This window comes from Williamsia sp. (assembly GCF_036566845.1).
Lineage (GTDB): Bacteria > Actinomycetota > Actinomycetes > Mycobacteriales > Mycobacteriaceae > Williamsia.
The window spans coordinates 66,981-79,653 of sequence record NZ_DATCVM010000189.1 but is presented as its reverse complement, the minus strand read 5'-3'; the positions used below and the strand labels follow the sequence as shown (position 1 = coordinate 79,653).

The 12,673-nt window shown below is 62.5% G+C and carries 14 protein-coding genes; 1 reads left to right on the top strand and 13 read right to left on the bottom strand.

The annotated features are described in order from the left end of the window. Positions 1-104: 104 nt before the first annotated feature. The 3 genes from mdo to VIQ49_RS18570 all read right to left on the bottom strand — a co-directional run bounded on the left by mdo (position 105) and on the right by VIQ49_RS18570 (position 3,466). Positions 105-1,376 carry an NDMA-dependent methanol dehydrogenase gene (mdo, locus tag VIQ49_RS18580; protein ID WP_331887260.1) on the bottom strand — a complete coding sequence of 424 codons (1,272 nt, stop codon included), beginning with the start codon at positions 1,374-1,376 and terminating at the stop codon, positions 105-107. Between the two features lie 200 nt (positions 1,377-1,576). After that, positions 1,577-2,854 carry a UDP-N-acetylglucosamine 1-carboxyvinyltransferase gene (murA, locus tag VIQ49_RS18575; RefSeq protein ID WP_331887258.1) on the bottom strand — a complete coding sequence of 426 codons (1,278 nt, stop codon included), beginning with the start codon at positions 2,852-2,854 and terminating at the stop codon, positions 1,577-1,579. 54 nt (positions 2,855-2,908) lie between these two features. Next, positions 2,909-3,466: an SRPBCC family protein gene (locus tag VIQ49_RS18570; RefSeq protein ID WP_331887256.1), complete on the bottom strand. Its 558-nt coding sequence runs from the start codon at positions 3,464-3,466 to the stop codon at positions 2,909-2,911. Here VIQ49_RS18570 and VIQ49_RS18565 point away from each other — a divergent pair. Then, on the top strand, positions 3,465-4,118 hold the full coding sequence (locus VIQ49_RS18565) for a cob(I)yrinic acid a,c-diamide adenosyltransferase (protein WP_331887254.1): 654 nt from the start codon (positions 3,465-3,467) through the stop codon (positions 4,116-4,118). The two genes, VIQ49_RS18570 and VIQ49_RS18565, sit on opposite strands and share 2 nt — an antisense overlap. 99 nt (positions 4,119-4,217) lie before the next feature. On the opposite strand, the gene VIQ49_RS18560 is transcribed toward VIQ49_RS18565, so the two are convergent. From VIQ49_RS18560 to VIQ49_RS18515, 10 genes are all read right to left on the bottom strand, one after another. Continuing rightward, the gene (locus tag VIQ49_RS18560; RefSeq protein ID WP_331887252.1) at positions 4,218-4,652 is read right to left on the bottom strand and encodes a DUF2550 domain-containing protein; all 435 of its coding nucleotides are present in this window, start codon (positions 4,650-4,652) and stop codon (positions 4,218-4,220) included. 130 nt (positions 4,653-4,782) lie between these two features. Next, positions 4,783-5,169: a F0F1 ATP synthase subunit epsilon gene (locus VIQ49_RS18555; protein WP_331887250.1), complete on the bottom strand. Its 387-nt coding sequence runs from the start codon at positions 5,167-5,169 to the stop codon at positions 4,783-4,785. A 9-nt stretch (positions 5,170-5,178) separates the two neighbouring features. After that, complete coding sequence (gene atpD / locus VIQ49_RS18550) at positions 5,179-6,627, bottom strand: F0F1 ATP synthase subunit beta (protein ID WP_331887248.1); 1,449 nt, start codon at positions 6,625-6,627, stop codon at positions 5,179-5,181. A gap of 87 nt (positions 6,628-6,714) precedes the next feature. After that, on the bottom strand, positions 6,715-7,632 hold the full coding sequence (locus tag VIQ49_RS18545; RefSeq protein WP_331887246.1) for a F0F1 ATP synthase subunit gamma: 918 nt from the start codon (positions 7,630-7,632) through the stop codon (positions 6,715-6,717). Positions 7,633-7,689: 57 nt separating this feature from the next. Further along, positions 7,690-9,321 (bottom strand): F0F1 ATP synthase subunit alpha, encoded by a 1,632-nt coding sequence (gene atpA / locus VIQ49_RS18540; protein WP_331887244.1) that lies wholly within the window; start codon positions 9,319-9,321, stop codon positions 7,690-7,692. 76 nt (positions 9,322-9,397) lie between these two features. After that, positions 9,398-10,222 (bottom strand): F0F1 ATP synthase subunit delta, encoded by an 825-nt coding sequence (locus tag VIQ49_RS18535; RefSeq protein WP_331887242.1) that lies wholly within the window; start codon positions 10,220-10,222, stop codon positions 9,398-9,400. Positions 10,223-10,227: 5 nt separating this feature from the next. Continuing rightward, on the bottom strand, positions 10,228-10,779 hold the full coding sequence (locus VIQ49_RS18530) for a F0F1 ATP synthase subunit B (RefSeq protein ID WP_331887240.1): 552 nt from the start codon (positions 10,777-10,779) through the stop codon (positions 10,228-10,230). A gap of 4 nt (positions 10,780-10,783) precedes the next feature. Beyond that, positions 10,784-11,020, bottom strand: coding sequence for an ATP synthase F0 subunit C (locus VIQ49_RS18525; protein WP_331887238.1), 237 nt, complete (start codon positions 11,018-11,020; stop codon positions 10,784-10,786). 91 nt (positions 11,021-11,111) lie between these two features. Then, positions 11,112-11,915: a F0F1 ATP synthase subunit A gene (atpB, locus tag VIQ49_RS18520; protein WP_331887236.1), complete on the bottom strand. Its 804-nt coding sequence runs from the start codon at positions 11,913-11,915 to the stop codon at positions 11,112-11,114. 283 nt (positions 11,916-12,198) lie between these two features. Next, positions 12,199-12,669: a hypothetical protein gene (locus VIQ49_RS18515; RefSeq protein WP_331887234.1), complete on the bottom strand. Its 471-nt coding sequence runs from the start codon at positions 12,667-12,669 to the stop codon at positions 12,199-12,201. Positions 12,670-12,673 lie beyond the last annotated feature (4 nt).

Below are 12,673 nucleotides of genomic sequence, written 5' to 3'. Positions count from 1 at the left end.
CCACAGAACCCGAACCATTTTCGCTACCGCCGGAATAAGCTACTTCCGCCAACTCGGTCATGCCGTCCTTCCCTGTTGTTTGCCTTGGCAGCGCCTACCGGATGTCAGTACGAACCGGTGAAGGCGTGGGTGACCATCGGGATCAGCGAGTTGACGGTGGATTCACGCGGGTTGCCCGGTGTGCACCAGTCGCCCATCATGTGTTCGGCAACGGCCTGGATCTGCTTGTCCGATGTGTCCATCTTCTCGCCGCGACCCTCGTACTTGCCGGTGTTCATCCGGTTCTTGTCGTAGCTGTCTGTCCGCAATTCGCCGAAGTTGTCGGGGATACCGAGGTCCTTCGACAAACGGATCGCCTCTTCGACCGCGGCGTCTGCCGCCTGGACGGTGGTCATCTTCGAGGTGTCCACGCCCATCAGGGCCGCGATGTCGGCGTAGCGCTCGAAGCGGGACGGCAGGTTGTACTCCCAGACACGCGGCAACGCGATGGCGTTGTTCAGACCGTGATGACTGTCGTAGAACGCGCTCACAGCGTGCGACATCGAGTGGACCAGACCCAGGCCACCTGAGTTGAATGCCTGTGCCGCAATGTATTGCGCGTGCATCATGCCGGTGCGGGCTTCGAGGTTGCGGGGGTCGTATACCGCGGTCCGCAGATGCTGGGCGATCAGTTCGATCGAATACTTCGCGTTGCCCAGTGACGGTGCGAAATCCAGCCGCGACACGTACGGCTCACTGGCGTGTGCCAGGACGTCGAACCCACAGAACGCGGTGAAGTGCTCGGGGCACGAGTAGTACAGCAGCGGGTCGTCCATCGCCAGATCGACAAGGCAGGTGTCATCGAACGCCACCCACTTGTGGGGGTTGTTCATGTCGGAGGTGTCGGTGATGACGTACGCCCATGAAGTCTCCGACCCCGTGCCGGCCGTGGTCGACACCGCGATGTGCTTCGGGTTCTCTTTGTTGGTCGCCTTCGAGAATCCTTCGAACTCGTTGATGTTGCGACCGTCGTGGGCGATCACCATCCGGGCGCCCTTGGCCGCGTCATGGCTCGAGCCGCCGCCGACAGAGATGATTCCGTCGCACTTCTCCGATTGGTACAGCGCGGCGGCGTCCATGCAGTTGTAGTCCTTGGGGTTGGACTCCACCTTGTCGTAGAGCACCACGTCGACGCCCTGGTACTCGATCTTGCCGATCAATTCTTCGATGATCCCCGAACCGCGCAGGCCAGTGGTCATGAGCAGGACCCGGGACATCCCGAGATCCTTCGCCTCGACACCGATCATGTCGTGGGCGCCCACACCAAGCTTGGCTTTGGGGAAAGGATGAAATTCGTTGATGGGGAAATCCCAGATCTGGTTGAGCTCGATGGCCATGGCCTGACTCTCCTTGTTCGAGGGCAAAAACTGTTGCCCCACAAGGATGTTGCCCAGGTCACACGCGCGACAAGGTCACCTGTCCGCGCCCCGGTCAAAAACGTCCGGACCGACAGCTACCGCACCTGCCCAAAGGGTCAGGTGCGGTAGCGGGTCACAGTACGCGTCGCCGGTCACCCGGCCGTATCAATAGCCCGAGGTCAGTAGCCCGGCGTCGAATCCATCGTCACGCGGACGATCTCACCGCCAAGGCTGCGCATGATCTCCACGAAATCGGGATAGCCCCGGTCGATGTGCGAGACGTCGTGGACCTCGGTCACCCCATCGGCAACCAGACCCGCGAGTACCAGTCCGGCCCCGGCGCGGATGTCCGAACTCCAGACCGGTGCACTCGAGAGCTGTTCGATACCCCGGATGACCGCATGATGGCCGTCGGTCCGCGCGTCCGCGCCGAGCCGGACCATCTCTTCGACAAACCGGAATCGTGCCTCGAAGACGTTCTCGGTGATCACCGACATGCCTTCGCTGATGGCGGCCAATCCGATGGCCATCGGCTGAAGATCGGTCGGGAAACCCGGAAACGGCAGCGTCGAGTAGTTGACCGCGACGGGCCGGTCCTCCTGGACCACACGGAACCCGTCATCGAATTGTGTGACTTTCGCGCCCGCGCCCGCGAGCTTGGACAGCACCAGCTGCAGATGTAGTGGATCGACGCCCCGGACCGTGATGTCGCCGCGGGTCATCACCGCAGCTATCGCCCAGGTCGCGCCGACGATCCGGTCGCCGATCACACGGTGGGTCACCGGGGTCAGCCGCTCGACGCCCTCGACCGTCAGCGTCGACGTACCTTCTCCGCTGATCTTGGCGCCCATCTGCTGCAACATGACGCACAGATCGACGATCTCGGGCTCGCGCGCCGCGTTGTCGATGGTGGTCACCCCTTCGGCCAGCACCGCCGCCATCAGGATGTTCTCGGTGGCACCGACAGACGGGAACTCCAGGCTGATCGGCGCACCGATCAGCTTGTCCGCTTCGGCGACCACACAACCGTGTTCGATCACGCTGTGCGCGCCGAGCAGGCGCAGGCCGGCCTGGTGCATGTCGAGCGGACGCGAACCGATCGCATCCCCGCCTGGCAGAGCGACAACAGCCCGGTGACAACGTGCCACCAGTGGTCCGAGCACACAGACCGACGCCCGGAATTGCTTCACCGCATCGAAGTCGGCGTGGAAACTCGGTTCTGCCGGCGTATCGATCACCACCGTGTCGCCGGCGTAACTGACTTCGGCGCCCAGGCCGCGCAAGACCTCCGCCATCAGCGGAACATCGAGGATCTGCGGGCAATTGGTGATGGTCGTCCTGCCCTCGGCGAGCAATGCCGCCGCCATCAGCTTCAGAACGCTGTTCTTGGCACCCACGACGTCGACCTCACCGGTCAGTCGTGCGCCTCCGGTCACCAGAAAACGATCATCAACCACGAACGTAGCCTAGGCGACCGGTCACCGGCCGCCGGAGACGACCCGCCATAGCCATCACCGATTCTCGGCGACGAGCTTCAGAGAGGCCAGTCCCCTCTCGAAATCTCGGCCCACCAGCTTGTCCGTGGACACGATCTTCGCGAAAAACTTTGCCAGCCCGGCATTTTCACCGGTCATCGTCCAACGGACCACCGTTCCGGCCGCAGCGGGATCCTCGGTGAGGGTGAACACCGCCCGATTCGACGCCTTGAACGGCTTGAGGAAGTCCAACTGCACCGACACCGAATCGGGTTCATCGACATCGGTGACCTTCATCGAACCCTGGCCCGCCTTACGATTCCCTTTCCAGGCATAGGTGCCGCCCACGGCGCCCGCAGGGCCGCCATACGTCCGTTCGAGCGCCGGATCCAGGCCCTCCCACGGCGACCAGAGCTTCCACTGATGAAAGTCCACGATGAACGGGAAGATGGCCTCGGCCGGAGCCGCGATCGTGATGGAACGTTCGATGGAGAATGCCTGTGGTGCCAACGGTGTCTCCCGCAAGTAGTGGTCGCGGCCCTGACCAGACGGGGCCATTACCACTGCGAGGATACCGGGTAGGTTTGCTGTCATGGCTGTTCATCTCACCCGCATCTACACCCGGACCGGCGATGCGGGAACCACTGGACTCAGCGACTTTTCGCGTGTGTCCAAGAATGATCCCCGCGTGCTCGCCTACGCCGATTGCGATGAGGCCAACGCCGCCATCGGCGTCGCGCTCGCGATGGGCAACCCCAGCGCCGAGATCGCCGACGTCCTCCAGCGCGTCCAGAACGACCTGTTCGATGCCGGCGCCGACCTCTCGACCCCGGTCGTCGAGGATCCGAAGTATCCGCCGCTGCGCATCCTGCAGAGCTATATCGACGACCTCGAGGTCTGGTGTGATCACTTCACCGACCAGCTCGAACCTCTCAACTCGTTCATCCTGCCCGGTGGCAGCCCGCTGAGCGCCTACCTGCACGTCGCCCGCACCGTCACCCGCCGCGCCGAGCGCACGGCGTGGGCGGCAATCGAAGCATTTCCGGACAACACCAGTCCACTGCCGGCGCAGTACCTCAACCGCCTGTCCGATCTCCTGTTCATCCTGTCCAGGATCGCCAACCCCGGCGGGGACATCCTCTGGCAGCCCGGCGAGCAGCGCACCCGCGCGCAGTCGGACAAGGCGACCGGCACCACGAGCCCCGAGAGCGACAATCCTGACAGCGACGATCCCGACAGCAAATAGGCTGCGCTGCAGGAGGATTGATCACACATCTTGATTCACCCAGACGACAAAAGCCCAGACCGTTTGCGGTCTGGGCTTGTTCTATCGAGGATGTCTGTGTCAGTCGTCGCGGCGTCGGCGCTCTGCCCGCAGGGACGGCCGCGACTCCAGCCACGACTGGAATGCGGTCACGCCGCCGCTGTCGAGGGCGAGTTCGAAATCTCCGCCACGGTCGGCCAACTCGAGGATCACCATGTTCTCGTCGAGGAAGTCCGCTTCGGACGCGGTCGGTGACCTGCGGCCACTGACCGTCACGGCCTGACGCAGTACCAGCCGCTGCGGACCCGGAAGCACCCGACGCAGACGGAAGTACTCGAGTGCGTTGTCGTCGTACCGCACCACACCGTGGCGCCAGGCACGACCGTCGTCTGCAGGTAGCTCACGCAGCAACGCGGACGTACCCGAACCACGCAGTTCGTTGATCCGGTAGAGCATGTACAGCACGAACGCGACGATGAGCACTACCACCGCAAGGGCAACAAGATTCCAGTCCACAGACGACACCTCCTTCAGCCCCCGCAAAAATACAGCGGTCCCCGCAAACTCGTGTGAAGTTTGCGGGGACCGAAAGCCGTACGGCCATTCGAGTGGCCCTGCTCTTTCAGGATGCCATTCGATCGGAACCTTATTTGACTTGCTGCAGTACTTCCACCGCGCGCAGACGAGATTCCGCACGCAGATACTCGACGCTACCCTTTTCGGCAGACTCGAGTACCGAACGCTCCGCGGCCTCATCGACATCCCGCGCCCACTCGGCGGACTCGGCGAGGATCGTGACGACCTCACCGGTCACCGAGATGAAGCCACCCTGAACAGCTGCCACGCGGCGATTGCCATCGACCTCGTCGATCGCGACGTACCCGCCCGGTGCCAACTGCCCCAGCGTGGCTTCGTGATTGGCGAGCAGACCGATGGCACCCTCAGTGGTCTGCGCCGATACGAACGTTGCTTCGCCGGAGTAGATACGCGATTCAACCGCGACCAACTCGACGTGAAATGGCGTGTCAGGCATCGGGTGATGTCACTTTCCGGTGATCTTCTTGGCAGCGGCCTCGACGTCGTCGAGTCCACCGCAGCTGTTGAACGCCTGCTCGGGAAGATGATCGTATTCGCCCTTGGCGACCTTGTCGAAAGCCTCGATCGTGTCCGCGAGCGGCACAACCGAACCCGTCTGACCGGTGAACTTCTCGGCAACGATGAAGTTCTGGCCGAGGAACTTCTGGATCCGACGCGCACGCTGCACGGTGATCTTGTCTTCCTCAGAAAGCTCATCCATACCGAGAATCGCGATGATGTCCTGAAGTTCCTTGTACTTCTGCAGGATTCGCTTGACCTCGTTGGCGACGCGGAAGTGCTCGTCCCCGACGATCGAGGCCTCGAGGATGCGCGAAGTCGACGTCAGCGGGTCCACAGCGGGGTAGATACCGAGCTGCGAAATCGGACGCGAGAGCTCCGTGGTGGCATCCAGGTGGGCGAACGTGGTAGCCGGCGCCGGGTCGGTGTAGTCGTCGGCGGGCACGTAGATGGCCTGCAGCGAGGTGATCGAGTTACCACGCGTCGAGGTGATGCGCTCCTGGAGCTCACCCATCTCGTCGGCCAGGGTCGGCTGGTAGCCAACGGCGGACGGCATACGGCCGAGCAGCGTGGAGACCTCGGAACCGGCCTGCGTGAAACGGAAGATGTTGTCGATGAACAGCAGCACGTCCTGACGCTTGACGTCACGGAAGTACTCCGCCATCGTCAACGCGGACAGAGCGACGCGCATACGCGTGCCCGGCGGCTCGTCCATCTGGCCGAACACCAGCGCGGTGTCCTGCAGGACGCCCATCTCCTCCATTTCGAGGTGGAGGTCGGTGCCCTCACGAGTACGCTCACCGACGCCGGCGAACACCGAGGTGCCGGAGAACTCGCGAGCGATACGGGTGATCATCTCCTGGATCAGAACGGTCTTGCCGACACCGGCACCACCGAACAGACCGATCTTGCCGCCCTTGACGTACGGGGTCAGCAGGTCGATGACCTTGATGCCGGTCTCGAGGATCTCGGTCTTGCCCTCAAGCTGATCGAAGGCCGGGGGCTTCCGGTGGATGCCCCACTGCTCGCCGTCGCGACCGGTGCCCGGTGCGTCGAGGCAATCGCCGAGTGCGTTGAACACGTGGCCCTTGACGACGTCACCGACGGGAACCGAGATCGGCTTGTCGGTGTCGGTCACCTCGGTGCCGCGGGTCAGACCGTCGGTCGGCTGCATCGAGATGGTGCGGACCAGGTTGTCGCCGAGGTGCTGAGCAACCTCGAGCGTCAGGGTCTTGGCAACCGACTTCAGCGCGATGTCGGCGTGCAGTGCGTTGAACAGCGGCGGGATGGCGCCGCGCGGGAACTCCACGTCGACGACCGGACCGATGACACGCACGACGCGGCCAGTCAGCCCAGCAGAACCCGTCTGGGAAGTTTGGGTTTCAGTTGTGGTCATGATGTCTCTTCCTCTGTGACGATGGCATTGGCATGTGTCGCGAGCTGCGATCGGGCCGGCCGATTGCCTGAAAACTGTCGAGTCCGGTTACGCAAGGGCATCTACACCACCGACGATCTCGCTGATCTCCTGGGTGATCTTTGCCTGTCGGAGCTGGTTGGCCTCGCGGGACAAGGTGGTGACCAACTCTTCGGCGTTGTCTGTGGCCGCCTTCATCGCGGTCCGGCGAGCAGCCGATTCCGAGGCAGCCGAGTCGAGCAGTGCCGAGAACACCCGGGTCGCAACATATTTCGGAAGCAACGCGTCCAACAATGTTTCGGCACTCGGCTCGAACTCGTAGTTGCGGGCCGGTCCGGTGCTCTCCCCGGTCTCGTCGGCTGCGACGACCAGAGGAGCAACACGACGGACCACCGGGGTCTGCGTCAGCATGCTCACGAAGCGGGTGTACACGATGTGCAGCTCATCGACGCCTTCGATCTCTCCGCCGTCAGGAGCCTCGATCGAGGTGCCCGATCCCGCCATGAAGAGGTCGATCAGGTGCTCGGAGGCACCCCAGGCGTCCGTGTAACCCGGCTGCTGTGAGAAACCGGTCCAGTTTCCCGCCAGCGGCATCTTCCGGAACGTGAAGTACGTGGTGCCCTTCTGCCCGGTGACGAAGAGGACAACATCTTTGCCCTCGTCTGTCAGCAACTCGATCAGCTGGCGGGCTTCGCGCAGCACATTCGAGTTGTAACCGCCGCACATGCCGCGGTCGCTGGTCACGATCAGCACCGCAGCACGTTTCGGCTCGTCCCGTGCCGTCAGCAACGGGTGGGTGAGCGAGGTGGCGCTCGAAGCCAGCTCGGAGAGGACCGCAGTGATCTCCTCCGAGTACGGCTTCGAGGCCGCCACACGTGCCTGAGCCTTGGTGATGCGCGAAGTCGCGATCAGCTCCTGTGCCTTCGTGATCTTCTTGGTCGATTGCACAGACCGGATGCGCGAACGTAGCTCGCGAATGCTAGCCATCTACTGTCACAGCCCTTTCCGGCCCATCAAACCTTTGCCAATCATCAAACCGATTCCCTAGGACTTGCGAACTTTGACGGTCTCGTCCTCGACCTTGTCTGCGGCGAGAGCGGACGCGGCGGCCTCGTTCACGACCTGAGACTTCTCGGCGGCCCAGAAGGTCTCCTTGAACGAGTCGGCTTCCTTCACGAGTGCGTGGGCAGCTTCGTCGGTCAGTGCCTTGCCGCCCGCGATGGTCTCGTAGACGCCCGATGCCGAGCGGTGCAGCTCGTTCAGCAGTTCCGACTCGTAACGACGAACCTCGTCGACGTCGACCGAGTCGAAGTGGCCTTCGCCGGCGAGGTAGATCGAGACGATCTGATCCTCGACGGAGACAGGCGAGAACTGATCCTGCTTGAGCAGTTCCACCCAGCGCGCACCACGATCGAGCTGAGCCTTCGAGGCATCGTCCAGGTCGGAGGCGAAGGCCGAGAAGGCTTCCAGCTCACGGAACTGAGCGAGCTCCAGACGCAGCGAACCCGAGACCTTCTTGAGGCCCTTGGTCTGTGCGGCGCCACCGACACGGGAGACGGACGTACCGACGTTGATGGCCGGACGAACTCCCTTGTTGAACAGGTCGGACTCGAGGAACACCTGACCGTCGGTGATCGAGATCACGTTGGTCGGGATGAAGGCCGAGACGTCGTTGGCCTTGGTCTCGATGATCGGCAGTCCCGTCATCGATCCACCGCCCATGGCATCCGACAACTTGGCGCAACGCTCGAGCAGACGCGAGTGCAAGTAGAAAACGTCACCGGGGTACGCCTCGCGGCCCGGCGGACGACGCAGCAGCAGCGAAATGGCGCGGTAGGCCTCGGCCTGCTTCGACAGATCGTCGAACACGATGAGGACATGCTTGCCCTCGTACATCCAGTGCTGGCCGATGGCCGAGCCGGTGTAGGGAGCGAGCCACTTGAAGCCGGCCGAATCAGAGGCGGGAGCAGCCACGATGGTGGTGTACTCCATGGCGCCCGACTCTTCGAGAGCGGTCTTGACGCCCGCGATGGTCGAACCCTTCTGGCCGATTGCCACATAGATGCAGCGAACCTGCTTGGTGGGGTCGCCGGTCTCCCAGTTGGCCTTCTGGTTCAGGATCGCGTCGATGCAGACCGCGGTCTTGCCGGTCTTGCGGTCGCCGATGATCAGCTGACGCTGTCCACGACCGATCGCGGTCATGGCGTCGATGGCCTTGATGCCCGTTGCCAGCGACTCCTCGACGGGCTGGCGCTCGAGCACCGAAGCCGCCTGGAGTTCGAGGACGCGGTTCTCCGACGAGGCGATGTCACCGCGGCCGTCGATCGGCTTGCCGAGCGGGTCCACAACGCGACCGAGGAAGTTGTCGCCGACGGGGACCGACAGCACGTCGCCGGTACGGCGGACTTCCTGGCCTTCTTCGAGAGTGTTGTAGTCACCGAGGATGACTGCACCGATCTCGGATTCGTCAAGGTTCAGTGCGACGCCGAGGACGCCGCCGGGGAACTCGAGGAGTTCGTTCGCCATCGCGGACGGCAGTCCGCTGATGTGTGCGATTCCGTCACTGGTGTCAGTGACATACCCGACCTCGTCGCGTGCAACTTCCGTTGAGAAATTCGAGGTGTAGGTTTCAATCGCACTTCGGATCTCATCGGAGGTGATCGTCAACTCCGCCATATTCTTGCCCTGCTCTTCCTGCGTGGTCGTGAGTTTTGTGGAATCGGTGTGGTGCGCATCGGTCCGAACGGAATCTTCAGCCCAGCGACTTGCGGATCGTGGCCAGTCTTCCGGCACCTGAGCCGTCGATGACCTCGTCGCCGACCCTGATGACCATGCCCGAGAGCAGGTCCTGGTCGACCACGATGTGCGTGACGATCGGCTGGTTGTAGATGCGCGTCAGAGTGGCCGTCAAGGCCTCGACCTGCGAACCCGTCAAATCGACGGACGCCCGGACCTTCGCGACCAGTCGATCCCGCTGACCGGCGGCCAAGTTTGACAAAGCGTCGAGTACATCGGCCGGTTTTTCGTCGAACAACCGGCCGATGGCCTGCTGCGCGAGTGCTTCGGTGATCGCTGACACCTTGCCGGTGGTCAGCGTCGCCAGCAGTTCCTGGCGAGCCTTCGCCGACCGCGACTTGTCCGCGAGGACGATCTCGAGGTCGGGGTGACCGGCGACCTGACGGCCGAGCAAGAAGAGTTCTTCCTCGATCCTGTCGAGCGCGCCGGATTCGGACGCGGACTTGAGGTATGCCTCGCGTCCGAGCAGTTCGAGCCCGCTGAGCAGATCAGAGGTGTTCGACCAGTCACGGCCGACCGCCTCCACGACAACCGCAAGTGCGCCGGCCTCGATCTGGCTACCGAACAACTGGTTGGCCAGACCCTGCCGGACATCCACCGGTGCGGAGATGTCGCCGAAAGCGGTACGCAACGATCGCTCGCTGTCGAGGAACCCGACAACCGCGAACAGATCAGAACCGATCTGCTGCGCGGCCGTGGCGGTGTCGCCGCCTGCAGCTGAAATCGTCTCGGCCAGGACTGTCCGGGTACCACTCAAAGCGTCGCGGCTGGCTGCGTACATTGGCTTCACTTCCTCTGCGCAGAAGTAGCGTCGAGATCAGCCAGGAACCGGTCGACGGTCTGGCCACGCTTGACACTGTCTTCGAGGTGCTCGCCGACGATCTTCTCCGCCAGGTCAACGGCGGTGCGACCGAGGTCGGCACGAAGTTCGGCGACGATCTGATCGCGCTCGGCCCGCAGTTGCGAGCGGCCGGCGGCGACGATGCGCGCGCTCTCCGCTTCACCCTGGGTCCGGAGCTCGGCGATGATCTCTTGCCCGCGGAGCCGTGCGTCCTCACGAATCTGAGCCGCAACCGCGCGGGTTTCGAGCAGCTGCTCTTCACGCTGCTTGAGCAGGGCGTCGGCTTCGAGTTGTGCATCTGCAGCCCGCTTGAGTCCACCGACGATGCCGTCGGTGCGCTCTTCGAGGACTTTCTGAGCACGTGGAAGAACGAACTTCCAGAAGACGAGTCCCACAACCGCCAAGGCCACGATGGACCAGACGATGTCGTAGGTCGCAGGCAGAAGAGGATTATGTGATTCCTCTTCTGCGGCGAGAATCAAGGAGTTGGCACTCATCGGATCAGAAGATGAAGCCGGCAACCAAGCCGATCAAGGCCAGCGCTTCGGTGAATGCGATACCAAGGAACATGATGGTACGCAACTGTCCGGCCAGCTCGGGCTGACGGGCGGTTCCCTCGATGGTCTTGCCGACGACGATACCGACACCGATACCGGGGCCGATGGCGGCGAGGCCGTAGCCGATGGCACCGAAGTTCAGTTCGCTGATCTCACCGGTAACTTGCGCGAGGTTGCTCATGGTGTTGGATCCCTTTCTTCTTGATCCGCTGGACGAGGGTTAGTCGCAGCGGTCAGCTTGTTGGTCGTGATGAATCTGGGTGGAGCTTCGGTCAGTGGTCTGCGGCGTGGTCGGCCAGGTCGATGTAGACGGCCGTGAGCAAGGCGAAGATGTACGCCTGAAGCCCGATCACGAGCAGCTCAAAGAATGTGAATGCGATGCCGCCGATGAGTGCCGGGAAACCGAACACCCAGGTCCAGGCTTCCGTGGTGAAGAAGAAGTACTGGGTGGCGCTGAAGAACAGTACCAACATGATGTGGCCGGCCATCATGTTGGCCAACAGACGGACGGTCAGTGTGAACGGCCGCAAGATGAAGGTCGACAGGAACTCGATCGGGATCAACAAGATGTGCAGTGCGGGCGGCACATCGGGCACCACGATGCTGGCCTTGACGTATCCGAAAAAGCCGTACTTCTTGATACCCACATAGTTGAAGACGATGTAGGCCAGCGCGGCCAGGACGATCGGCATGCCGATCAGACCGTTGGACGAGATGTTCAGCACGGGGATGATGCCCGAGAAGTTCATGAACAGCACCGCGAAGAAGATCGTTGTGAGGATCGGGAGAAAACGCTTCCCGTTCTCTTTCCCGAGAATGCTCTCGGCGATCTGGATCCGAACGAAGTCCAGTCCGTATTCGGCGACGTTCTGCAGACCGCGCGGAACCAGCTTCGGGCTCCGGAAGGCGAGCATGAACACGATTACAAGGACCGCGGACATCAACAGACGGATCAGCATCAGACGATCCAGTTCGAAGATCGTGCCTTCGAACAGAACAGAATCTGGGTAAAAGTCGGACAGTGAGGGCGGGTGGTATCCCCCGTCGCCTGCCGCGAGGTTCAAGACGCTCAGCACTCTCTCCCGTGCTCTGGCCGCAGGTCAGCATGCCTGCAGTTCGACCGGACATAGTTCAGATAAAGCAATGGATCTGCTTCAGACTTCATGCCGTTCACGTCCCTGGTTCACCCATGGGCCGAAGTCGCATTTCTGCGCCTTCTCGCGTAGCACGGCAGGTTGAGCACCGGGCTGGTCAAGTCCGGTTCTCTTCTGCGCGCCAACGATAGCAACTGCGTGTGGCCGGTCATAGTGGCGGGTACGTACCGGAGGCGATTACTACCCTATGTAGTATGTCCGGATTCTAGAGTTCATCGTCGGCGTCTTCGTCGGAAGCGGTGTCGACGTAGGGAACTTTGGTGGTCATGACCGCGTATGTCTCGCAGGCGAGCACGATCACCATCGCGATCAGCGCTGTCACGCCGAGCGCGATGTGATTGAGGGAATCGACTTTGCTCAGCGCGGCCAGGGCCAACATGGCCAGCAGCAACTTGAGCAGCCATGTGCCCATCAAAATCGCACCGCCGGTGGTCGGCGACACCTTGGCGGTCAGAACGACCACGATCACCGTGAAGAGGATGAATCCACCGCCGAACGCCGCGCCGACCAGTGCACCCCAGAAGCCCTCGGATCCGTCGACCAACCCCCACACGACCACGCTGATCACGGTCAGCACGAGTAGACCGAGTGCGCCGTACCGGATCGCCTTCTGCAAAGGAGTGATCGCGGTGACGTCGTTGGAGTTGATCAGTGCTGGTTCAGAAGCTTCGCTCACCCTT

Bases quoted from the DNA above. Each gene is read 5' to 3' on its own strand.
- mdo (WP_331887260.1), bottom strand. From the start codon at position 1,376: ATGGCCATCGAGCTCAACCAGATCTGGGATTTCCCCATCAACGAATTT.
- VIQ49_RS18565 (WP_331887254.1), top strand. From the start codon at position 3,465: ATGGCTGTTCATCTCACCCGCATCTACACCCGGACCGGCGATGCGGGA.
- VIQ49_RS18570 (WP_331887256.1), bottom strand. From the start codon at position 3,466: ATGACAGCAAACCTACCCGGTATCCTCGCAGTGGTAATGGCCCCGTCT.
- VIQ49_RS18555 (WP_331887250.1), bottom strand. From the start codon at position 5,169: ATGCCTGACACGCCATTTCACGTCGAGTTGGTCGCGGTTGAATCGCGT.
- atpD (WP_331887248.1), bottom strand. From the start codon at position 6,627: ATGACCACAACTGAAACCCAAACTTCCCAGACGGGTTCTGCTGGGCTG.
- VIQ49_RS18545 (WP_331887246.1), bottom strand. From the start codon at position 7,632: ATGGCTAGCATTCGCGAGCTACGTTCGCGCATCCGGTCTGTGCAATCG.
- atpA (WP_331887244.1), bottom strand. From the start codon at position 9,321: ATGGCGGAGTTGACGATCACCTCCGATGAGATCCGAAGTGCGATTGAA.
- VIQ49_RS18535 (WP_331887242.1), bottom strand. From the start codon at position 10,222: ATGTACGCAGCCAGCCGCGACGCTTTGAGTGGTACCCGGACAGTCCTG.
- VIQ49_RS18530 (WP_331887240.1), bottom strand. From the start codon at position 10,779: ATGAGTGCCAACTCCTTGATTCTCGCCGCAGAAGAGGAATCACATAAT.
- VIQ49_RS18525 (WP_331887238.1), bottom strand. From the start codon at position 11,020: ATGAGCAACCTCGCGCAAGTTACCGGTGAGATCAGCGAACTGAACTTC.